This is a genomic window from Arthrobacter subterraneus (assembly GCF_900099735.1).
In the GTDB taxonomy this organism is placed as follows: Bacteria; Actinomycetota; Actinomycetes; order Actinomycetales; family Micrococcaceae; genus Arthrobacter_D; species Arthrobacter_D subterraneus.
Genome location: NZ_FNDT01000002.1, coordinates 13384 through 35893, shown reverse-complemented (window position 1 = coordinate 35893; position 22510 = coordinate 13384). Strand labels below are relative to the sequence as shown.

The following is a 22510-nucleotide window of genomic DNA, read 5'->3' as shown; positions in this document are numbered from 1 at the left end:
CACTGGTCCAATGACGGCGGTGATCCTGGCATGGAATCCGGAGAAATGGAACTGGGACGGGGCCTACCGGACCGCCGTCGCTGCGGTCCGGGACTCGGGACGGCATCTTCGGCCCTGGCCCCTGGAAGGCGACGGGGATCTTCCTGCGGGTGCCGAGGCCTGGCTACTTGTGCAGGGAGACAGACCGAATCAGCGCGGACTGATCGGCCACGGCGTCACAGTCAGTGATCCGTACGCTGGGAAACACCCTGATTCCGACGACGGCGGCGGACCGGTCACGTACGTCAGCATCGAGTTTGACCTCCTCCTTCCCGAGGGCGAACAGCTCCGCACCGAGACGCTGGCAGCCCTGATCCCTACCGTCCCCTGGGAGGCGGCGCCCGGTTCCGGGAGCCGCATCCCGCCAGAGGTAGAGAGCACCGTCAGGGATGCATGGGGAAGACATCTGCGGGACAGCACCTGGGGGGAACGCGGCGAACTTGAGGTAGTGCCGGGCGTCTGCCCGGATGAATCGCTTGCCCGCATCTACGTCAACCGGTATGAACGCAGGGCGGAAGACCGACGGCAGGCGATCGCACTCCACGGCCCAAACTGCCAGGCATGCGGGTTCGATTTCGAGGCCACGTATGGCCCTGAGGGCGCCGGGTTGGTTCACGTTCACCACACCGTGCCGGTGTCCCGGCTGGCGTGGAACTATGAACTGGACCCCCGCACTGATCTCGTCCCGCTGTGCCCGAACTGCCACTACATGGCCCACCGGCGGTCCGATCCGTACACGGTCGCCGAGCTGCGCCGCATGGTTTCCACAGCCGGTCATCTGCCGGGCGCCGTTGTCACCGACGCGCAATTGGCTGCCCAGGAGGCGGCACGCCGGATCACCTCCTCCCGCCCGGAATGATGTCCATTACACGACGGCGTGGAGGACTAACTGATCTGCGGCTCTCCTGACGCCGGCTGCACATACGACGCCGACACCCGGCGGTAGACCGGGGTCAGGAAGGCCAGCAGTGCGGCCGCGATCATGATGACTCCGGCAACCAGGAACACCAGTGCGATGCCCCGGGACACGCCCTCTCCCAGCAGCGGGGCCAGCTGCGCGGAACCCTCAGCGGACCGCGCGTACGGAATGATCCAGAACTGGGCGATCGGTGCGATCAGGAACGCGGTGATCGGCGCTGCAGCGGACTCGAACGCCATGGCGAATCCGAACACCCGGCCCTGCCGGTGCAGCGGCACCACCTTCTGGATGATCGTCTGTTCGGCGGCTTCCACGAAGGGCACCAGAACCAGGTACAACCAGATGCCGGCGACATACAGCCAGGCCCATTCCCGCAGCGTGAACACCGCACCCAGCACACCCATGATGACCACCGCAAGAAGCATTGTGCGCAGCGGGTTGGACCCGAGCCCGAACTTGCCGATCAGCGCCCCGCCCACAATGAACCCGGTGGCGCCGAACGCGAAGACGGTCCCCCACAGCTCCACGGGGAACATCTCCAGGCCGTAGGGATCCATCAGCGCCATGTAGACGCCGCCGATGAAATTGTTGAACGTGGAAAAGAGGATCAGCGCGAACAGCCCGGAGATGGCCATTACGGCGGCCAGGGATCCGCGCAGGTCGAACCCGCCATGCGCGTCGGTGGCCGCTGCACGCACTTCCTCGGGCATCCGCAGCGTGAGCAGGTGCGCAAATGCCAGTGCCGTAAGTACCACAGCGACGACGACGGTCCAGCCCATACCCAGCAGTCCCACCGAGAGGCCGGAGAGAACGGAGGTGATGACGAACATCAGTCCCTGCACCATGCCCACGAGCCCGTTGGCGTTGGCCCGCCGCTCCGGCTCGATCAGAATCGTAACGGTGGTGGAGAGGGCTATGTTGCGCATGTTCTCGACAACCGCACCGATCAGGATGATCAGCGTGAACAACCAGAACCATGGCTGCAGCAGGTCCAGCAGGGAGGCTGTGGGCGTGAGCAGGAACATGATCCCGGCCAGCACAAACATCACCAGGGTGAAGCCGGCGGCGAAGCGCATCACGGAAAGTTTCCGGTAACGGTCCACGTAGGTGCCGAAGCTGATGCTGGAAAGGGCGATCAACAGCATGTAGGCGCCGCCAATTACGCCGGTGGCGATCACATTGCGGGTCTCCAGGTACACCCAGAACGTGAGCGCAAACCACAGGTAGCTGGTGGTGATGTTGGCGAGAGCGGTGTTCACCAGGATCCCGGCGAAGGTACGGGACCGCTCTCCCGGACTGCGCAGCGACGTGTCAATCGCGTCAGGATCCACCAGCTGATCCGCCGCCGGGTCCGCGACCGGCACAGACCCGCCCTCACATCGATTGGAAGACTGGATCCGCTCTCCGGATCCGCAGCAGCCTTGAACGGAACCGGTTCCTGCTCGGTCATTCGTCCAGTGTACTGAGCGCGCACCGGCCCGGATATGGTTGCCGCTCAGATCATTCCCCACCGAAGCGGACCGCCGGCGTCGGGCCGGTGGTTACGCTGGGTGGATGGCGACAGTTCTTCTTGTGCGGCACGGCCGCACCACAGCGAATGCCTCCGGTCTGCTGGCGGGCCGGGCTGACGGCGTCAGCCTGGACGATATCGGCCGTGACCAGGCCGCTCTGACTGCTGACCGGCTTGCGGCCGTACCCGTTGTCGGGCTGGTGTCGAGCCCGTTGGACCGCTGCCGCGAAACCGCCCAGTTCATCCTCGAACGCCAGGCCGGCACCCAGCAGGCACCGATCGATATCCATCTCGATTCCGGTCTGACCGAGTGTGACTACGGCCAATGGCAGGGCCGAACGCTCACTGACCTCGCCACCGAGGAGCTGTGGCCGGTCGTTCAGGCCCAGCCGTCCGCCGTCGTCTTTCCAGGCGGTGAGTCCATGGCCGCCATGCACGCCCGGTCGGTGGCGGCGATTCGCCGCCGGGATGCGGCTTTCGAGGCTGAGCATGGGCCAGGGGCCGTATGGGTGGCGGTGAGCCACGGGGACATCATCAAGTCGATCCTCGCCGACGCGCTCGGTATGCACCTCGATCTGTTCCAGCGCATCGCTGTGGGTCCCGCGTCGGTGTCCATCGTGCGCTACGGCACCCACCGGCCCACCGTCCACGCAACCAATACCGAGGCCGGGGATCTGTCCTGGCTGGCGAACACTGTCAGCTCCGAGGACGCGCCGGTGGGCGGTGGCGCAGGCCACACGGCGCCCTCAGCCTGATCAGCCTAAAATAGGTCCCATGCCTACAACTGTTCACGAGTTCGCCTGGCCTGACCGCGTCGTCATCGGCACCATCGGCGTTCCGGGGCAACGCACCTTCTACCTGCAGGTGCGTGCGGGAAAGCAGCTGGTCAGTATCGCGTTGGAGAAGCAGCAGTCGGCCCAGCTCGCCGAAAAAATCGACGAGATCCTCGACCAGCTGATTACCCTCGAGGGCAATCCCTTCAGCGTTCCCACGGGCACTCCGGTCGAACTGGTCGACAATGACCAGCTGGAGACGGTCGAGGAACAGTTCCGCACCGGCGTCATGAGCCTGGGATGGGACCCGACGACCGCGCAGATCGTCATCGAGGCCTATCCCCTGACGGAGGTCGACCCCGAGGACGATGGCATCCTGGATGACGACGACGCCGATCCCTCCGAGGTGCTCAGGGTCAGCATGCCGGTGGGCACGGCGCGTGCTTTCGCCAAGCGCACCCGCGAGATTGTCGGCGCCGGACGCCCGCTCTGCGTGATCTGCGGCCAGCCCATCGACGCCGACGGACATACCTGCACCCTCCCCGAGGCGTGATGCCGGCGCCCGATCTGGTGACCGCCGAGCTGACGCTCACCGGCCGCATCACGACGGCGTCTAACGCGACGTTCCTGGGCAGCATCGGCGATACGGCTGTCGTGTACAAGCCGATAGCCGGCGAGAAAGCCTTGTGGGACTTCCCGGACGGGTTCCTCGCGCATCGGGAGCTGGCCGCCTATCTGGTCTCCGAGACCCTTGGCTGGAACATCGTTCCGCGCACCTGGCTACGCGAGGGCCCGTTCGGGGAAGGCATGGTGCAGCTCTGGCAGGAAACGGACCCTGGCCAGCATCCGGTGGACCTCGTCCCCGCGGGCCGCGTGCCGGCAACCGGCTGGAAGCGGGTCCTTGAGGGCCAGGATGAGAAGGGGCGGATGGTCTCCCTCGTCCACGAGGACACTCCGGCGCTGCGGCGCATGGCAGTGTTCGACGTCGTCGTCAATAACGCCGACCGCAAAGGTGACCATATCCTCGCCGGATCCGACGGACACCGGTATGGCGTGGACCATGGGCTCACCTTCCACGGTGAAACCAAGCTGCGCACAGTGCTCTGGGGGTGGCTGGGAGATGCGCTGACCGCTGAGGAGCTCGACGGCGTCGACCGGGTCAGCAAGGCGCTGCAGGGTGACCTGGGTCCGGAGCTGGCGGACCTGCTGACGGTGGATGAAATCACTGCGCTCGCTGCGCGGTGCGCACGGTTGCGCTCAGCCGGACAGTTTCCCGCTCCGGGCGGTCAGATGTCAGCCGTACCCTGGCCCTTGTTCTAGTTTCAGGCCTCAAGTCCTGCGCTCGGGTGGCTGGTCGGCTCCGGTTGGTGCCCCCTTCTCCCCTGCCTTCGACAGCGTGAAGATCCCATAGCGCATTGCGCCGGTCCGGTAGGCCAGGATCAGCCGCGGAATGCTCAGGACGAAGACCCGGTTACGTGCCCGAAGCGCGAGGCGACGGGTCTGCCGATCGACGAGCAGGAGCTTCAGAAGCCGACCGGCGCAAATCATCCAGGTGCGCTCGACGCGGCGGCTGACATCCTCATAGCCATCAACTGCAAAGCCCGCTTCCCTTGCCATCGCCTCATATTCCTCGCGGGTGCCCATTGAGGGCAGACGCCCTTCACGGCAAATCGGCTCGAGCAGATGGCGAACTTTCCACCCGCCGGCACCTGTCCCGGCGAGCCACGCGCAGATGACCAGACGCCCTCCGGGTAACAGCACGCGGTGCGCTTCGGCGAAGAATTCGGGTTTGTCCACCATGTGCTCGCTCGACTCGATCGCCCACGCGGCGTTGACCGATGCATCGGGCAGCCCGTTGGCCAGCCAGTCGCGGACCTGGATGTCCACGCCGGGTGCGGTTTGCCCACTGGCGTAGGCGGCCTGCTCGGCGGAAAGAGTAAACCCGGTGACGCGGACACCCCGTGTGGCTGCGAGCCGCCTCGCGGTGGAGCCGTAGCCGCAGCCGATATCGACGCACGCATCACCAGGCCGGAGGTCGAGCCGGTCGCCGACCGTATCGACCAGCACCTCGACGGCCTCGGCGGGCGTTTCACGACCCGTGGTCCATAACCCGTGATGGACATGGTCGCCCCACACCAGACGATAAACCGGATCGAGCTCGTCGTAGTGATCGGCGACTGCCGCGGCGTTCTGGGAAATATAGGGGACGATCACGCCGTCACCCTACAACGCCGGTCCGGGCATCGGAAGTGACGTCCCGCTCGAACCGGCCCCAACGGGGCATCACCCCCGCGACACATCTCAGGCGTTCCACCGGCAGCTTCCGAAGTTCGTTGGCCGGCACGAGGGCCGGCTGCCCCACAGCGACCACATGCCGCTCATTCTTGACGTCGAACCCTCTGCCGCCCGCTGGAACCCCTCTGTGCCCTGATCCGGTTTCCTCGCAACGAGTCTCATCACGGACCTATGATGGGCTCGTCGACCGACACCACTGAGCTTTGGGGGAATCATGACTTATCCGCAGTACCAGCCGCCTGGTATGCCTGCCTCAAGCGCTGAGCCGCCGCTCTGGGCGCCGTACTATGGCGCGCCGTTCAAGGCCGCCGTGCGGCGCTTCTGGAAGAAGTACGCAACGTTCTCGGGCAGGGCCAGCCGCAGCGAATACTGGTGGTGGACGCTGGTGTCCGTGGGCGTCACATTCCTCATCAACATCCTGGGCGGCGGCGGCACGGTCGACCCGGCCACGGGGATGCCCGAAGGTGGGTCAGCTTTCGGCACGGTTCTGGCGTTTCTATGGCTGGCGGCCACCATCGTCCCCTCGATCGCGCTGATCATCCGACGGCTACACGACGTGAACATGAGCGGCTGGCTGATCCTCATCGGGCTTGTACCGTTCCTGGGCGCGCTGGTGCTGCTCGTCTTCATGATCCTGCCGCCCAGCCCCGCCGGTCAGCGCTACGACCGTCCTGAAGGCATACCAGGCTACTGAGCTCTGGAAGCCCCGGCTGCGATCGGGCCGCAGCTGATCGAACCGGTCGGCAAGAAATAGCCGGGAATAATCAGAATCCAGCTATGGTGTAGCCATTCCAGCCGGTCCCGATCAGTTGGCGTTCGAGCCAGCGAGCCCGCAACGCCGCGTAGAAGTAGAGGTCACCGTTGGTGGTTCGGGCCAGCAGCCCGGGGAAGGTGGGGGCCGCCTCGACCTCATTCATCGATCCCCAGCCCCTGCCCACCACCAGCCTGGGCTCGTCGATGAAGTTGCCGTTGCCATCTGTCCGGTACACGACCAGGTTTCCTGATGACGTTTCCTGGCCAAGAACATCCAGTGCGTCGTCAGAGTTCCAGTCGACCAGGTGGTGGGTGATTGACGGCCCCCATCCGCGTCCTTCGACGACCCTGGGAGACAACGTGGTGCCGGAAAGATTTGGGTAGTTGTACAGCTTCCCGGTGTCCAGGTTCGCGGCAATGATGGACGGATACGGGTCGGACGTCTTCCACTTGTCGACCGAGATGTCGTAAGGGCCCCAGCCCGTTCCGATGGTCACACGGGTGAAACCGCCCGCCGGCTTGCCGTAATAGACGTACAGGTTGCCGTTATCACCCACGGCGATGATGTCCTGCACCCCGTCCCGGTTCCAGTCGGCGATCTTGATGTCCCTCATGGCAGACCAGCCGTGACCGATCTGCTCCCGGCTTACTATGCCCGCGTCGGGGATTCGCCCGTCCCCGCTGTAGACCCACAGCCTCCCCTCGGGATCGAAGGCCACGAGCGCGCCTTCATAGATGGAGGGGCCTGGCGGCTGAGGGGCCGTCTCGGCCTGAGCCGGAAGCGCGGTGAGAGACGCAGAAAGAACAAGGGCAGAGAGCAAGCCCGCGCGGATATGGGTCAGCAGGTTCATCGAGATTCCCCGAAAGTTGGTTTAGAGACACAACCGATTATTCGGGTCCGGGACGATACGCGGGGCAATCCGCCAACGTCGATTCCGTAACGATCCTTCAAGCCGGGGCGGACCCATTCCGGAGGCAGTGGGAGCGGGTCCGGCCCGGCGGGAGTTCTCGCCAGGTCTTGGCGGCTGGTCCCGGTCCAAGCATCCGTGCCGGGGCTTGCTGTTTCCTTGGAACCTGCGATGTGTTCCTTCGGGTCCACGACCGGGGGAACCTAGGCGGGTTGGTGACGTTCTTAGAAGTCCCAGTCCTCGTCTTCGGTGTTGACTGCCTTGCCGATCACGTAGGACGAACCCGATCCCGAGAAGAAGTCGTGGTTCTCGTCCGCGTTCGGCGACAGCGCTGAGAGGATCGCGGGGTTCACATCCGTGACCGAGGACGGGAACATGGCCTCGTAGCCTAGGTTCATCAGCGCCTTGTTGGCGTTGTAGTGCAGGAACTTCTTGACGTCTTCGGCCAGGCCGACGCCGTCGTACAGGTCATGGGTGTACTGGACTTCGTTTTCATACAGCTCAAACAGCAGCTCAAACGTGTAGTCCTTGATTTCCTGGCGCTTCTCCTCGGAAACCTTCTCCAGGCCCTTCTGGAACTTGTAGCCGATGTAGTACCCGTGGACGGCCTCGTCGCGGATGATCAGCCGGATCAGGTCAGCGGTGTTGGTCAGCTTGGCGCGCGAGGACCAGTACATGGGCAGGTAGAAGCCGGAGTAGAACAGGAAGCTCTCCAGCAGCGTGGAAGCAACCTTGCGCTTCAGCGGATCATCGCCCTGGTAGTAATCCATGACGATGTGCGCCTTCTTCTGAAGGTTCACGTTCTCCGTGGACCACCGGAACGCCTCGTCGATCTCCTTGGTGGAGGCCAGTGTGGAGAAGATGGAGGAGTAGCTCTTGGCGTGCACCGACTCCATGAACGCGATGTTCGTGTACACCGCTTCTTCATGCGGGGTGATCGCATCCGGGATCAGCGAGACGGCCCCAACGGTGCCCTGGATGGTATCCAGGAGCGTCAGGCCGGTGAACACCCGCATGGTGAGCTGCTGCTCTACCGGGGTCAGCGTGTTCCAGGACTGGACGTCATTGGACAGCGGGACCTTTTCAGGCAGCCAGAAATTGTTGACCAGCCGGTTCCAGACATCGACATCCTTGTCGTCCTGGATACGGTTCCAGTTGATCGCCTCTACGTGCGACAGCAACTTAACCTTCTCGGTCATTGTGACCCCTTGTCCCATTCGTCGAACTGCCTTCAAGGGCAGTGAATTCAATTAACTAATGTACGACGACGGCGGGCCGGCTTTTGTGCGCCGGCCCACCGGCGTCGTTGTTTGGCTTACGTGCCGGTTACAGCATGCAGCTGACGCAATTCTCCACCTCGGTCCCCTCCAGCGCGAGCTGGCGGAGGCGGATGTAGTAGATGGTCTTGATGCCCTTGCGCCAGGCGTAGATCTGCGCCCGGTTGATGTCGCGGGTGGTGGCGGTGTCCTTGAAGAACAGCGTCAGCGAGAGCCCCTGGTCCACGTGCTGAGTGGCGGCGGCGTAGGTGTCGATGACCTTCTCGTAGCCGATCTCATACGCGTCCTGGTAGTACTCCAGGTTGTCGTTGGTGAGGTACGGCGCCGGGTAGTACACGCGCCCCAGCTTGCCCTCCTTGCGGATCTCGATCTTGGAGGCCACCGGGTGGATGGACGAGGTCGAGTTGTTGATGTAGCTGATCGAACCGGTCGGTGGAACGGCCTGCAGGTTCTGGTTGTAGATGCCGTGCTCCATCACCGACGCTTTGAGCGCCCGCCAGTCGTCCTGGGTGGGAATGTGCACGTTGGCGAAGAGTTCCCTGACCCGCGCGGTCTGGGGAACCCATTCCTGGTCGGTGTACTTGTCGAAGAACTCACCGGAGGCGTACTTCGACTTCTCGAAACCTCCGAAGGTCCGGCCGGTTTCCTTGGCCAACAGATTCGACGCCCGCACGGCGTGGTACACCACGGAGTAGAAGTAGATATTCGTGAAGTCCAGGCCCTCTTCCGAGCCATAGTGCACCCGCTCACGGGCCAGGTAACCGTGAAGGTTCATCTGTCCGAGCCCGATGGCGTGGGACGCGTCATTCCCCTTCGCAATCGAGGGCACCGAGGTGATGTTGGACATGTCCGAGACTGCCGAGAGCGCCCGGATGGCTGTCTCGATGGTGGATCCGAAGTCCGGCGAATCCATGGTCTTCGCGATGTTCAGCGATCCCAGGTTGCAGGAGATGTCCTTGCCGGTGTCGGCGTAGGAGAGGTCGTCGTTGTACGTGGTGGGCTGCGATACCTGCAGGATCTCCGAGCACAGGTTGGACATGATGATCTTGCCGTCGATCGGGTTGGCCCGGTTCACCGTGTCCTCGAACATGATGTACGGGTAGCCGGACTCGAACTGGATCTCGGCGAGCGTCTGGAAGAACTCGCGTGCCTTGATCTTGGTCTTCTTGATCCGGGAGTCGTCCACCATCTCGTAGTACTTCTCGGTGACAGAAACGTCGGAGAACGGCATGCCGTAGACACGCTCGACGTCGTAGGGCGAGAACAGGTACATGTCCTCGTCCTTCTTCGCCAGTTCGAAGGTGATGTCCGGAACCACAACACCCAGGGAGAGGGTCTTGATACGGATCTTCTCGTCGGCGTTCTCCCGCTTGGTGTCGAGGAAGCGGTTGATGTCCGGGTGGTGCGCGTGCAGGTACACGGCGCCCGCGCCCTGGCGTGCGCCGAGCTGGTTGGCGTAGGAGAAGCTGTCTTCGAGGAGCTTCATCACGGGGATGACGCCGGAGGACTGGTTCTCGATCTGCTTGATCGGCGCGCCGACCTCACGGATGTTCGTCAGGGCGAACGCCACGCCGCCGCCGCGCTTGGAGAGCTGGAGGGCTGAGTTGATGGAGCGCCCGATGGACTCCATGTTGTCTTCGATCCGCAGCAGGAAGCAGGAAACCAGCTCGCCGCGCTGCCGCTTTCCGGCGTTGAGGAAGGTCGGTGTTGCCGGCTGGAACCGGCCCTCGATGATCTCGTCCACCATGCGGGTGGCGAGTTCCTCGTTCCCACGCGCCAGGTGCATGGCGACCATGCAGACGCGGTCCTCATAGCGCTCCAGGTAGCGCTTGCCGTCGAACGTCTTCAGTGTGTACGAGGTGTAGAACTTGAAGGCACCGAGGAAAGTCTCGAACCGGAACTTCTTCTCGTACGCGCGCTTGTACAGGTCGCGGATGAAGTTCATTGTGTACTGGTCGAGGGTTTCCCGCTCGTAGTACTCGTTCTTGACGAGGTAGTCCAGCTTCTCCTCAAGATCATGGAAGAAGACGGTGTTGTTGTTGACGTGCTGGAGGAAGTACTGGTGCGCGGCTTCCCGGTCGGCCTCGAACTGGATCTCGCCGTTGGGTCCGTACAGGTTAAGCATGGCGTTGAGCTCGTGGTAGCCCAAGCCCTTGAAACGCTCGGGAAGTGCGGGTGCTTCTGTTTCAGCGACTGTCATGTCCAAAACTCTTCCAATCCTTGGGTTACCCGGTCAACGTCCTCGGACGTGCCCATAAGTTCAAATCGATACAGAACGGGAACGTTGCATTTCGCCGCGATGATGTCCGCGGCGAGGCAGTAGGTGTCCCCGAAGTTGGTGTTGCCGGCGCCGATCACGCCGCGCAGCAGCCGGCGATTGCCCTCGACATTGAGGAACTTGATCACCTGCCGCGGCACCGCGCCCTTGCCGCTGGTGCCCCCGTAGGTGGGAAGTACCAGGACGAATGGGCTGACCGCTCGGAGCGTATCCTCGCTGGTGAGGAGCGGGATCCGTGCGGAGCGGACGGGCAATTTGCTGACAAAGCGGTGCGTATTGTCCGACGCCGACGAAAAGTAAATGAGCGACGCGTCAGTTTCCAACGGCTCGACACCCGCCCGTCCGCGGACATTTCGACTGATGGTTGGTGTTGTCATGTCGACTACATCCGCCCGGCCAACAGGAACGGCGCCCAGCCGTGCCTAGGCTACGGAGGTGATTGACCCCTGGGCGAGCTCGTTGATCTTGTCAGGGCGGAAACCGGACCAGTGGTCCTGGTCCGTGATGACCACGGGGGCCTGCATGTAACCGAGCGAGCGAACCCGCTCCAGTGCTGCCGGGTCCTGTGAAATATCGACGCTCTGGTAGGCGATGCCCTTCTTGTCCAGGGCCCGATAGGTGGCGTTGCACTGTACGCATGCTGGCTTGGTGTAAACCGTGACGGTCATGTCCCTGACTCCCCTTGTGAAGTGCTGTTATTCGGCAATTGTTGGTGGGCTTCAAGCCGCCTTGCGGACCGCTTGAACGGCCGATGCGGACACTGCCTCGCCAGCAGGTGATTCGATATCTAGATACTACATCTAGTGCAACGCGGCGGCGCCGACCCCAAGATGATGTATTACAAGTATGTCATTTCCCGGTCGAATAGTCCACAGGGAATCCACATGTCAGGACCGTTCTAATCGGCTGAAACCCGCGGTTTCCGGTGCCTCGGTCCACAGCCTGTGGAGCGCTGTCCACACAGGAAAAAGGTGTGCGTGTCGCGACTGCTCGGCGTGTCGCCGTCGTCTTCCGCGGGTTTACCCGCCGACCGCTCGGCAGGCGCGGCGGTTTACTCCGGGCGCCGGACCAGGAGCTGGTCGACGCCCATGCGTCCGTCACGGAACGTGAGCTTGGCCCCCACCAGGTACAGCCGCCACACGCGGGCCACTTCCTCGCCCATCATCTCAACGGCGCGCTCCCAGTTCCCCTCAAACCGGGCCAGCCACGCGTCGATGGTTCGCACGTAGTGCTCGCGCATGGCCTCCACACCCCGGATCTCGAAGCCGGCAGCCTCAACCAGGTTGACCGTGTCGCCGACCGGACGCATGTGCATGTCCGGCGCGATGAAGGATTCGATGAACGGTCCCCCGCCCGGGTGCCTGCCGTGCCGGGACATCTGCTGGATCAGCACGCTGCCGCCCGGCCGCACGTTGCGGAACAGGGTGGAGGCATACACTCCGTAGTTGGACTCGCCTACGTGCTCGCCCATTTCGAGGGAAGCAACGGCGTCGTACGGGTCGTCCGTGACATCGCGGTAGTCCTGCAGTCGGATCTCCACACGGTCCTGAAGCTTCCGCTCCGCGATGCGCCGGTCAATGAACGCCTTCTGTTCACGCGAGATCGTTACGCCGGTGACCTTTGCGCCGAAATGCTCCGCCGCGTAAAGGCTGAGGGAACCCCACCCGCACCCGACGTCCAGGAACCGCTGATTGGGCAGGGTGTCCAGACCGATCTTCCGGCACACCAGGTCGAGTTTGTCCCGCTGGGCGTCCTCCAGCGTGTAGTCGGGATCATCCGAGCGCCAGTAGGCGCAGGAATATGCCATGTGCCGGTCGAGGATCAGCTCATAGAAATCGTTGGAGAGATCGTAATGATGGCTGATCGCCGCCCGGTCCCGGAGAAGGCTGTGCAGCTTGCCGGTGATCCTGGCCTGGCTGCGCGGAGCAGGCAGGGGCCCGCGCAGAACCCCCAGGTCCCGTGCCAGCCGGCCGAGCTGAAAGGCAAGCTGGGGCCGAAGCGATGGCATCGAGAGCCCGCGTTCGCCGACGACCGTCCACACGTGGTTGAGTGCGTCCTCCAGCGGTCCGGACACGTCGAGCTCTCCGGTCACGTACGCCTGCGACGCGCCCAGCTCACCCGGGCTCCAGAGGAGCCGCCGAAGGGCGTTTGCGCTGTTCAGCTGCACCTCGGGGGCACCTTCCGGGCCGGCCGAGCTTCCGTCCCAGGCGGTCAGCCGCACGGGAAGCTCGCCCCCGACGATGGGCTCGAGAATACGTGCGATGGACGGCGCGATGCTTCGGTTGATGCCGGCGGACTGGCGGGACTGCTGAAGATCTGTCATCGGTGGCTCCAGGATGAGGGTGCACTTGAGCGGAAACGACTGACCGCGCGCGTGCTCATTGGGCGGCGGTGAAATGGACGGCGGTGCCCGTCCGCCGGTTCAGGGGCGGCGGTCAAAGATCAGTTGCTGGACATCAAGGTAACCCGCCTGGAATCCAGCCCGGCAATAGCACAGGTAGAACAGCCACATCCGCTGGAAGATCTCATCGAAGCCCAGGGCCTCGACCTCGTCCAGGCGCGCAAGGAAGCGTTCCTCCCACAGCCGCAGGGTCTGCGCGTAGTGATCCCCCATGGAGAGCCGTTCCCGGACCCGCAGGCTGGTGTAGCGGTCGGTGATGTCCTCGATGGCGCGCACGGACGGAATGAAACCGCCCGGGAAGATGTACTTGTGGATCCAGGTATAGGAGCGGCGGGTTGCCAACATGCGCTCGTGCGGCATGGTGATCGCCTGGATGGCCACCCTTCCGCCGGGCGCGAGCAGGCGGTCGATGGTCTGGAAGTAGACCCCCCAGTATTCGTACCCGACGGCCTCGATCATCTCGACGGACACAATTGCGTCGAACTCGCCCTCCACAGCGCGGTAGTCCTTCAGCTCCACCCGGACCCGGTCCGTGAACCCGGCTTCAGCGATCCGCTCCTCCGCGAGCCGCTTCTGCTCGCTGGAGAGCGTGACAGTCACTACCTCGGCGCCCCGGCGGGCAGCCCGCAGGGCAAGTTCACCCCAGCCGGTGCCGATCTCCAGCACGCGGCTTCCGGGGCCGACGTCCGCCTGGTCCAGGAGCCGGTCAATCTTGCGCTGCTGCGCCGGCGCAAAGTCCTCCCAGCGGGCCTCCAGCAGGTCCGGGCCCGCGCCGTCGAACAGTGCGCTCGAGTAGGACATGGTGTTGTCGAGGAAGAGTGCGAACAGCTCATTGGACAGGTCATAGTGGCGCGAGATGTTCGATCGGGTGTTGGCGGTGGTGTTCCGTTCCCTGCGCGGCGGCTTGGGAAGGTACAGGCCCCGCAGTTTCTGGAGCGGAACCGGCACCAGGTGGGCGGCGCGCTGGGCGAACACTTCAATGACCGCCGTCAGGTCCGGCGCAGTCCAGTCTTTCGCCATGTAAGACTCCCCCAGCCCGATCAGCCCGCTGTCCCCCAACCGCGCAAAGAAGTCCCCGGGGCGGTGGATCCGCATTTCCGGGACGCCGCTTCCCTCGGTGCGGCGCGGTATGCCGCCGTGCACCGTGCCGTCGTCGTACGTCACGCGCATCGGCAGGCGGTTCACTGCCGCCACGAAGATCTTCTCGGCGAGCGCCGCCGCAATACGGTTGTGCGGACCACTTGGCACAAAGGCTATGCCGGGCCAGTCCTGCGGGTCCGCGTCGGTGCTGGACCGGGTGACGGTGGTGGTCATCTCACATACTCCTGTGGTTTGTGGTTCGGTCGGGGATGCAGGGGAAGGCGGCGCAGCCAGAGCCGGATTCCCTGCCAGCGGATCTGGAGCGTTGCACGCAGCGGCGCCAGGGGAATGGCCGCCGCCATGCGCACAACATTGCGCGAAGTCGCCGGGAGGCGGGTTCCGGCCATGGTGGCCGCAAACGGCGGCTGGCCCGGACGGCGCAGCGTGATCGCGACGGACAGTTTCGAATCGGGCTCCGGCACGCTCATCTCGTAGGTTCCGGAGATGTCGTTGAAGGGAGACACGTAGAACTCCTTCGGCGTCACCGCCCTGCCCGAACCGTCAGGATGCAGCAGGTAGCAGTGGCGTTCGCCGTAGGTGTTGTGCACCTCCGCGAGAACGGCACGCAGTCCGCCGTCGCGTCCGTGGCACCAGAAAAGTGTCAGCGGGTTGAACACATATCCGAGGACCCTCGCGCTGCCGAGCATGGTGACGGTGCCGCCGTCGTCGTCGATCCCGTTTGCCGTGAGGAAGCCGGCTACATTCGAGCGGATCGAGGCTTCGGGGTCACCGAGGTGGTCCTCGGCCCGAAACACCGCGAATGGGCGGAGCCAGCCGGGCAGCCGCGGCAGTTCGTCGAGGTCAACGAACCAGCTGTAGCTGCGGTACGTGAATGTGTTTGCCAGCGGCGCCCTCCGCACGTGCCGGATGGTCGTCGCGTACAGGCTGGGCTTCATACCGGCGTCTCCACCGGACTGCGGGTCCCTGCCAGCCAGGACGCGCCCAGCCGTTCGGCGGCCCGCAGGCCGGACAGTGCACCGTCCTCATGGAAGCCCCACCCGTGGTAGGCGCCCGCGAACGCAACCCGGTCATCGCTGAGCTCGGCCAGGCGCCGTTGGGCAGCGAGGGACGACGGCGTGTACTGGGGGTGCTCATAGGTCATGGTGTTGAGGACGCGGCCCGGATCGATCTGGTCCTCCTCCCCCAGGCTCACCAGGAACCGTTTCCCCTGCGCACCGTTCAACCGCTGGAGCCTGCTCAGGTCATAGGTGACCAGCACCCGGTCGGGTTGTGCGTTGCACGCCGGGAGCCGGTAGTTCCAGGAGGACCGGGCATTGTCGCTGCGCGGGAGCACTGACTCGTCCGTATGGAAGAGTGTGCGGTTCCTCGAGTACGGCATCGACCCGAGCACCGCCTGTTCGAGGGAGGTGGGCTCCTCCAGCAGCGCCAGCCCCTGATGCGGATGGGTGGCGATCACCACGGCATCAAAGAGCCGGCGCTCACCGGAGAAAGAGACGACGACGCCGTTCCCCGCCTTCCGGACCCCTGTCACCGGAGTATCCAGCAGCACCTCATCGAGCCGGTCCACGATCTTCCGCACGTACTCACCGGACCCGCCGGTGACCGTCCGCCACTGCGGCGAGCCCTTGATCGTGAGCATCCCGTGGTGCTGCATGAAAGAGAACAGGTAACGGGCCGGGTATTCCAGTGCGGTGTGCGGGTCGCAGGACCAGACGGCCGACACCACCGGGGTCATGAAGTGGGCGGTGAAGTAGTCACTGAAGTTTCCGCGGGCGAGGAATTCGCCCAGGGTGTCGCCGTCGTCGTCGGCCTGGTCTGTCTCACGCAGGAGCGCGCGGGCGCTCGCCTGGAACCGCAGGATTTCGCCCAGCATCCGCAGGTAGCGGCCGCGGGTGAAGGAGCGAGGCTGCGCGAACACCCCACGTCCGCCCTTGGCGCCGGCATATTCGAGGCCGCACCCATCGCAGCGGACGGACATTGTCATGTCGGAGGGCTGGGTCTGTACTCCGAGTTCGGCGAAGAGGCGCAGCAGGGTCGGATAGGTGCGGTCATTGTGGACAATGAAGCCGGTGTCCACGCCGGTGTAGGTGCCGTCCGCCAGTTCCATCCGGTGGGTGTGTGCATGCCCGCCGGCGCGGTTATCGGCTTCAAAGAGCGTGACCCGGTTTTCACGGCTGAGCACCCAGGCGGCGGTCAGCCCGGCCACGCCGCTGCCGATCACCGCAACACTTCGCCGACCCGGCCGGTCCGGCCGCTCTTCACCGCTCACGTGCGCCTCCTCCATACGCCGGCAACAGGAGACGCCGGATTCGACGACGACCTACCCCTGCTGCAAAAGATAGTTCGGATATTGTTCGGAGACGGTGCAGACACGGATGGGTGGGGCGGCCTGCACGAAAACAAGGCGTGAGAGGATGTCGACGTGGTCAATCCCGTTCACCTGCGGACCCTTCTGGAGGTCATCCGGCACGGGTCCTTCGCGTCCGCGGCCACCCGGCTGGGCTACACGGCGTCCGCCGTTTCGCAGCAGATGTCGGCATTGGAACGGGACACCGGCGTCACCTTGTTCACCCGGTCCGCGCGGAGTGCGGTGCCCACCGAAGCCGCCGTGGTGATGGCACGCCATGCCTCGAAGGTGCTCACGGATATCGACACGCTTCTGGCGTCCACGGTGAAAGCGGGTGCTGCGGTCACGCAGGAACTCCGGCTCGGCATCTTCCCGAGCCTTGCCACGTTCGCCCTTCCCCGCCTGGTACGCACCCCGCAGTGGAAGCGGCTCGGCATCAATCTGAAAGTGTTTGTCGGTGAGCCGGCCCAGACCATCCACGGGCTGCGCACCGGCGGTGAACTGGACCTCGCCCTGGTGTTCCAGGTGGGCCAGGGCGGGCTGGCCTGGCCGTCATCGGTGAGCCGGCAGTGGATCGGTGACGACAATTTCCGGGTGGTGCTGCCGGCGGCCTGGGGAATCGCGGACGGTTCCGCAGTCTCGGCAGAGCAGCTCGCGGACATGCCGTGGATCATGCACCATCCCGGCACCTCGGACGCCACCGTCATCGAAAGGCTGTTTGCCAGCTGCAACCTGCACCCGCACATCGCCGCGTACTGCGACGACTTCAATGCGAGCCTGGCCATGGCGGCGGCCGGAATGGGCGCCGCCCTTGTTCCGGAACTGGCCATGCTCCGGGCGCCGGAGGGCATCGTTGCGCTGGATGTCCCCGAGATCCGGCTCGCACGCAGCATTTTCGCCCTGCAGATCGCCGGCAAGCAGACCACCCAGGTGCGTCTCTTCATGGACCAGCTCACCGACGTCCTCAAGGACCGGCAGATCGCGCCGCGGACCAGCAGCCGTCCCGCCTAGGAACAGCCGCCTGAAGCGCTGGGAACGGCCGCCCTAAACGCCTAGGAACGGCCTCTTAAACGCCGCCGGGTGCGCAGCTGGACAGCGATACCTTGCGGCAAAGCCTGTTCAGTGGCGCACCCGGCGGGCGGGGCGGCACGGTCAGGAGACCGGAGCCTCCAGCTGTGACCGCACCGACACCGTCGCGTTGACGAGGTTCCGCAGCGATTCCTCGGTTTCGGTGTAGCCGCGGGTCTTCAGCCCACAGTCCGGGTTGACCCAGAGTTGGCGCGCCGGCACGTGCTGTACAGCCTTCTCGAGCAGCTCGGCAACCTCATCCTGTCCTGGAACACGCGGCGAGTGGATGTCGTAGACACCCGGGCCGACGCCGCGCCTGAAGCCGTGCGCCTCGAGATCGTGCACCACTTCCATGCGGGACCGCGCCGCTTCGATGGAGGTGACGTCCGCGTCCAGGCCGTCGATGGCGTCGATGATCGCCCCGAACTCGGAGTAGCACAGGTGCGTGTGGACCTGCGTGGCAGGTGCTGCCGAGGCGGTGGAGAGCTTGAACGAGTTGACGGACCATTCAAGGTACTCCGCCTGGTCTTCCCTGCGCAGCGGCAGGAGTTCGCGCAGCGCCGGCTCATCCACCTGGATCACCCTGATGCCTGCGGCTTCGAGGTCGGTCACCTCGTCGCGGAGGGCGAGGGCCACCTGGTTTGCCGTCTCTCCGAGGGGCAGGTCATCACGCACGAAGGACCACGCGAGGATGGTGACCGGACCGGTCAGCATGCCCTTGACCGGCTTGTCGGTGAGTGACTGGGCGAACTGGGTCCACGGAACGGTGATCGGTTCCGGGCGGCTGACATCGCCCCACAGGATGGACGGGCGGGTGCAGCGCGATCCGTAGGACTGGACCCAGCCGTGCACCGTGACGTCGAAGCCGTCGAGGTTCTCGGCGAAGTACTGGACCATGTCATTGCGCTCGGGTTCGCCGTGCACGAGGACGTCGAAGCCGAGTTCCTCCTGCAGGTCGATGACGCGCCTGATCTCATCCTGCATCAGCTGCCGGTACTGCTCGGCGGTGAGGTCTCCCCTGTTGGCGCGGGCACGGGCCGAGCGCACCTCCGAGGTCTGCGGGAAGGATCCGATCGTGGTGGTGGGCAGGGCCGGCAGCTTCAGCGCCTCTTCCTGGGCGGCAAGCCGGACGGCGTAGTCGCCGCGGGTGAAGTCCGAGGGCGAGAGGGCCGAGGTGCGTGCACGCACCTCCGCCCGGTTCACTCCGGGTGCGCCGGCGCGGGAGGCCAGTACCTCAGCGGCCGCAGCGATGTCAGCATCGATGGCTCCCGGATTTCCGATGGCCCGGGCAAGGGTCACCACCTCAACCACCTTCTGGTCGGCGAACGCCAGCCAGCTGCGCAGCTGCGCGTCGAGCTGCTGCTCGTCCTCCACGTCGAGAGGCACGTGCTGCAGGGAGGTGGAGGTGGAAACCGCAAGGTTCTTCACGGTGCCTTCAAGGAGGGTCAGCTTCTGGGCGGCAACCCCGAGGTCCGCCTTCCAGATGTTGTGTCCGTCCACAACGCCCGCCACGAGGGTGGTCTCCCCCAGCCGGGCCAGCTCGGATGCTGCCGGGACGCTGCCCTTGAACACGTCGATGTGCAGCGCGTCGATGGCGGTCCCGGCGAGGACGGGCAGCAGGGAGCCGAGTGACCCGTACTGGCTGGTGACCAGGATCGCCGGACGGTTCTGCGCTTCCGCAGCCAGGACGGCATAGGCGCGTTCGACGGCGGCGGCCACCTCGCTCTCCGGGACCGCCTGATCCGCTACCAGGGCAGGCTCCTCGAGCTGGACCCACTCCACGCCGGCTTCAGCCAGTTTGCCCAGCAGCTCGAGGTACAGCGGCAGCAGGTCGTCGAGGCGGCTGAGGGGGTTGAAACCGGCGGGTGCCTCGTCGGCGGCCTTGCTGAGCAGCAGGAAAGTCACGGGGCCGATCAGCGTGGGACGCACCGTATATCCCGCCTCGGCCGCCTCACGCACGTCCCGCAGGATCCAGTCGTTCGCCAGCGAGAAGGCCGTGTCCGGGCCGATCTCCGGGACGAGGTAGTGGTAATTGGTATCAAACCACTTGGTCATTTCAAGCGGCTGGCGTTCACTGTCGCCCCTGGCGAGCGTGAAGTAGGCGTCCAGGCCAAGCGAGCCGTCGGCGTCGTACAGGTCCTTGAAGCGGTCAGAGACGGCACCGAAGGTGACTGCGGTGTCCAGCACCTGGTCATAGAGGGAGAACGACGCCGGGATCGAGTAGTTGCCGGCCTCCAGTCCGAGCTTCGTGAGGCGGGCGTAGGAGGAAGCGCGAAGCTCTGCTGCGGCCGTCTCGAGTTCGGCCGCCGAGGTACGGCCGGCCCAGTAGGACTCGACTGCCTTCTTCAGTTCGCGGCGGGGGCCGATGCGTGGGTAGCCGACGATGGTTGCTGTGGGGAATGTGCTGCTCATGGATGGTGTCCTTTGCTGGTTTCGTAAATTCGTCAAGCGGTGCGGACGAGCCCGCGTGGAACGGGCGGCCGGCGGAGCTGAAGGCTGTCAAGCACGTCCAGCGCTGCCGCGTGCTCGTTGAAGGTGTACAGGTGGATCCCCGGGGCGCCGGCGTCGAGCGCTGCATTGGCAAGGTCCACCGTTGCCTGGACGCCGATGCGGCGGCGCGCTGCGTCGTCCTCCGCTGCGGCCAGCCGGTCACGCAGTGCGTAGTCCATTTCGATGCCGGCCAGCTCGCTCAAACGGTCGAGCCTGCGCACGCTGGTCAGCGGCATCACGCCCGGGATGATGGGGATGTCCACCCCGGCGCGGCGTGCTGCCGCGACCAGCCTCTGGAAGTGATCGGGGAAGAAGAACACCTGAGTGATCGCGAAATCGGCCCCTGCCGCCTGCTTGGCGAGCAACGCCTCGATGTCGTGATCGAAGCTCGGCGACTCGGGGTGCCGCGTGGCGTACGCCGCCACACCGACGGCCAATCTGCCTGCGCACAGATGCGCGGTCCGCCGGCGCTCGGCTTCGCGGACGAGCTTCACCAGGTCGCTGGCGTAGGACAGGTCGCCGGGGCCCGCCCCGGGGTCCTTCGGCGTGTCGCCCCGGAGCGCGAGGATGCCGCGGACGCCGAGGGTGATCAGTTCATCCACGAGGTCCAGGAGGTACTCCCGGGTGTTTCCCACGCAGGTGAGGTGGGCCAGGGGCCGCAATGCGGTCTCCGTGAGGAGCCGGGACAGCAGGTCGACGGCGGTATCCCGGTTGGAACCGGAGGCTCCATAGGTTACGGATACATAGTCCGGGCTGGTCTGCTCCAGTTCGCGGATTGTGCACCAGAGGGTTTCCGCAGCACTGGTGCTGCGGGGAGGAAAGAGTTCATAGGACAGGGCGGGGTACGGCTCGGAAGCAGGGGGGCCTACGGAGTGAGCCGACTTTGATGGTGGAGACATTCGTATCCTCGGTCGTTAAGGACATCCAGGTGCCGGGTACGGCATACCGGTATGCATTAAGGGAAAAGGAGGCAGGCTGCATCCCGGGCACCGCGCGGCCGCGCGGCAGGGAGAACTCCTGCGAAACAAATGTCAGGCCCACATGGGGGCACCCACACTCCCTGAAATTGGGAGTCGCTGACCCGTTACGGAAGTAACTTGATCTGAACGTTACGGCACCGCCGCTGCGGGCTTCAAGATTATTGCGCTATTACGCAACATTCTTCCGGGCCGGTGTCTCCGGCGCGTTCATCTGACTCTCATAATCGGTTGCCATACTGAAGAAATGCCAAGCCTACTTACCGGTTCGCAAGCACGGACCCACGCACGGCAGCTGATCACGCACGAGCGGGTTCTCCTGGCTGTCAAGACCGCTCTCGCGGCGGCGATCGCCTGGTGGATCGCCCTGCGTGTACCCGGTGTTGCCGCCGAGTATCCGTACTACGCGCCGCTCGGGGCGGTCGCGTCCATGTACCCCACCGTCGCGGGTTCGGCCCGGCAGGGCGTGCAGACGCTCATCGGCCTGGCAGTAGGGTTCGCGCTGGCATTTCCGATCATCATCATCGGGGACGTCTCCGTCGTGTCGGTGGCGATCGTGGTGGGCGTCGGAGTGCTCGCCGCCGGCCTTCCACGGCTGGGCGCCGGGCGCGACTGGATCCCCATCGCTTCCCTGTTTGTGCTCCTGGTGGGCGGCGAAAACCCGGAGGAGTATTCCTTCGGGTACCTCATCCAGATGCTGGTGGGAGTGATTGTGGGCCTCGGCGTCAACATGCTGGTGTTCCCGCCCCTGCACCTGGACGGTGCCGTCCGGGGACTGCAGGACTTCCGTGCGCTCCTTGCCCGTCAGCTCGGGGATATGGCGGCGGCCATCACCGAGTCATGGCCCCCCGAGCATGAAGACTGGGCGGAACGGGAGGGCCGCCTGAGCGACCTCGGGAAAGAGGTACGGTCCGCGGTCCAGCTCGCGGACACCAGCCGGCATGGGAACCTACGACGACGGCGGCACAAGCGCGATCTGAACGCGGACTACCTGTGGCTGCAGGCGATGGAACGGGTCGGATTCCACGTCCAGAACATGACCGAGGTGCTTGCCGGAGTCATCTGGCATACACCCGAGTCCACCCCCCTGCCGCCCGCGCTGGTGGAGCCTTTGGGCGACGCAATGGCGCTCACCGCCAAAGCCGTGGATGAATGGGATGCCGAGGGCGCCACCATGACCGCGGCCGAGGATGCCGTTGAGCACCTGATGCAGCAGATCTCCTCCAGTGCAGCAGCCGAGGAACGCATCCAGGCAACCGCGGCGCTCGGCATGGACCTGCGCCGGATCCTCCTGACGGTGCGCGCCGAGTCCGGCTCGCCCCATGCGGAGGAAGCGCCGGACCCGGAAAGCTCAGACGGGCAGCAGGCTTAGGC

The 22510-nt window shown here is 64.9% G+C and carries 20 protein-coding genes; 7 read left to right on the top strand and 13 right to left on the bottom strand.

From position 1 onward, the window contains the following. Positions 1 to 10: 10 nt before the first annotated feature. Entirely contained in the window at positions 11 to 898 is an 888-nt protein-coding gene (locus tag BLS52_RS03410; protein WP_090584540.1) for an HNH endonuclease, read from the top strand. Between the two features lie 26 nt (positions 899 to 924). On the opposite strand, the gene BLS52_RS03405 is transcribed toward BLS52_RS03410, so the two are convergent. Then, a complete protein-coding gene (locus BLS52_RS03405; protein ID WP_090584819.1) occupies positions 925 to 2274 on the bottom strand; it encodes an MFS transporter in 1350 nt (449 codons plus the stop codon). Between the two features lie 238 nt (positions 2275 to 2512). Here BLS52_RS03405 and BLS52_RS03400 point away from each other — a divergent pair, with 238 nt between their 5' ends. Genes BLS52_RS03400 through BLS52_RS03390 form a run of 3 tightly spaced genes read left to right on the top strand, consistent with a single transcriptional unit; the run spans position 2513 to position 4561 of the window. Continuing rightward, positions 2513 to 3223, top strand: coding sequence for a histidine phosphatase family protein (locus tag BLS52_RS03400; protein WP_090584539.1), 711 nt, complete (start codon positions 2513 to 2515; stop codon positions 3221 to 3223). A 19-nt stretch (positions 3224 to 3242) separates the two neighbouring features. Then, entirely contained in the window at positions 3243 to 3794 is a 552-nt protein-coding gene (locus tag BLS52_RS03395) for a DUF3090 domain-containing protein (protein WP_090584538.1), read from the top strand. Then, entirely contained in the window at positions 3794 to 4561 is a 768-nt protein-coding gene (locus BLS52_RS03390; protein ID WP_090584537.1) for an SCO1664 family protein, read from the top strand. The genes BLS52_RS03395 and BLS52_RS03390 overlap by 1 nt, the downstream gene beginning before the upstream one ends. 9 nt (positions 4562 to 4570) lie before the next feature. Here BLS52_RS03390 and BLS52_RS03385 read toward each other — a convergent pair whose 3' ends face one another. Then, complete coding sequence (locus tag BLS52_RS03385) at positions 4571 to 5455, bottom strand: SAM-dependent methyltransferase (protein WP_090584536.1); 885 nt, start codon at positions 5453 to 5455, stop codon at positions 4571 to 4573. A gap of 295 nt (positions 5456 to 5750) precedes the next feature. On the opposite strand from BLS52_RS03385, the gene BLS52_RS03380 reads away from it, so the two are divergent. Continuing rightward, complete coding sequence (locus BLS52_RS03380; RefSeq protein ID WP_035777403.1) at positions 5751 to 6230, top strand: DUF805 domain-containing protein; 480 nt, start codon at positions 5751 to 5753, stop codon at positions 6228 to 6230. Between the two features lie 70 nt (positions 6231 to 6300). Here the strand turns inward: BLS52_RS03380 and BLS52_RS03375 are convergent, their stop codons facing one another. The 9 genes from BLS52_RS03375 to BLS52_RS03335 form a co-directional block, all read right to left on the bottom strand. Next, positions 6301 to 7140 carry an FG-GAP repeat domain-containing protein gene (locus BLS52_RS03375; protein WP_026543731.1) on the bottom strand — a complete coding sequence of 280 codons (840 nt, stop codon included), beginning with the start codon at positions 7138 to 7140 and terminating at the stop codon, positions 6301 to 6303. 281 nt (positions 7141 to 7421) lie between these two features. Next, a complete protein-coding gene (nrdF, locus tag BLS52_RS03370) occupies positions 7422 to 8396 on the bottom strand; it encodes a class 1b ribonucleoside-diphosphate reductase subunit beta (protein WP_026543732.1) in 975 nt (324 codons plus the stop codon). 127 nt (positions 8397 to 8523) lie between these two features. Next, a complete protein-coding gene (gene nrdE, locus BLS52_RS03365; RefSeq protein ID WP_026543733.1) occupies positions 8524 to 10674 on the bottom strand; it encodes a class 1b ribonucleoside-diphosphate reductase subunit alpha in 2151 nt (716 codons plus the stop codon). Beyond that, the gene (nrdI, locus tag BLS52_RS03360) at positions 10671 to 11129 is read right to left on the bottom strand and encodes a class Ib ribonucleoside-diphosphate reductase assembly flavoprotein NrdI (protein WP_035777404.1); all 459 of its coding nucleotides are present in this window, start codon (positions 11127 to 11129) and stop codon (positions 10671 to 10673) included. The genes nrdE and nrdI overlap by 4 nt, the downstream gene beginning before the upstream one ends. Positions 11130 to 11174: 45 nt before the next feature. Further along, complete coding sequence (nrdH, locus tag BLS52_RS03355; RefSeq protein WP_026543735.1) at positions 11175 to 11420, bottom strand: glutaredoxin-like protein NrdH; 246 nt, start codon at positions 11418 to 11420, stop codon at positions 11175 to 11177. 383 nt (positions 11421 to 11803) lie between these two features. Beyond that, positions 11804 to 13075: an SAM-dependent methyltransferase gene (locus BLS52_RS03350; RefSeq protein ID WP_090584535.1), complete on the bottom strand. Its 1272-nt coding sequence runs from the start codon at positions 13073 to 13075 to the stop codon at positions 11804 to 11806. Positions 13076 to 13174: 99 nt separating this feature from the next. Next, positions 13175 to 14467 carry an SAM-dependent methyltransferase gene (locus BLS52_RS03345; protein ID WP_090584534.1) on the bottom strand — a complete coding sequence of 431 codons (1293 nt, stop codon included), beginning with the start codon at positions 14465 to 14467 and terminating at the stop codon, positions 13175 to 13177. Then, positions 14464 to 15189 carry a DUF1365 domain-containing protein gene (locus tag BLS52_RS03340; protein ID WP_090584533.1) on the bottom strand — a complete coding sequence of 242 codons (726 nt, stop codon included), beginning with the start codon at positions 15187 to 15189 and terminating at the stop codon, positions 14464 to 14466. Before BLS52_RS03340 ends, BLS52_RS03345 begins: the two co-directional genes overlap by 4 nt. Further along, positions 15186 to 16523, bottom strand: a complete 1338-nt coding sequence (locus BLS52_RS03335) for an NAD(P)/FAD-dependent oxidoreductase (RefSeq protein ID WP_245702678.1) — start codon at positions 16521 to 16523, stop codon at positions 15186 to 15188. Before BLS52_RS03335 ends, BLS52_RS03340 begins: the two co-directional genes overlap by 4 nt. A 153-nt stretch (positions 16524 to 16676) precedes the next feature. On the opposite strand from BLS52_RS03335, the gene BLS52_RS03330 reads away from it, so the two are divergent. Then, positions 16677 to 17612 (top strand): LysR family transcriptional regulator, encoded by a 936-nt coding sequence (locus tag BLS52_RS03330; protein WP_090584531.1) that lies wholly within the window; start codon positions 16677 to 16679, stop codon positions 17610 to 17612. Between the two features lie 141 nt (positions 17613 to 17753). On the opposite strand, the gene metE is transcribed toward BLS52_RS03330, so the two are convergent. Both metE and BLS52_RS03320 read right to left on the bottom strand, forming a co-directional pair. After that, positions 17754 to 20081, bottom strand: a complete 2328-nt coding sequence (gene metE, locus BLS52_RS03325) for a 5-methyltetrahydropteroyltriglutamate--homocysteine S-methyltransferase (protein ID WP_090584530.1) — start codon at positions 20079 to 20081, stop codon at positions 17754 to 17756. Between the two features lie 32 nt (positions 20082 to 20113). Continuing rightward, positions 20114 to 21058, bottom strand: coding sequence for a methylenetetrahydrofolate reductase (locus BLS52_RS03320; RefSeq protein WP_090584529.1), 945 nt, complete (start codon positions 21056 to 21058; stop codon positions 20114 to 20116). Positions 21059 to 21383: 325 nt separating this feature from the next. On the opposite strand from BLS52_RS03320, the gene BLS52_RS03315 reads away from it, so the two are divergent. Next, positions 21384 to 22508 (top strand): FUSC family protein, encoded by a 1125-nt coding sequence (locus BLS52_RS03315; RefSeq protein WP_090584528.1) that lies wholly within the window; start codon positions 21384 to 21386, stop codon positions 22506 to 22508. The last annotated feature ends 2 nt before the right edge of the window (positions 22509 to 22510 follow it).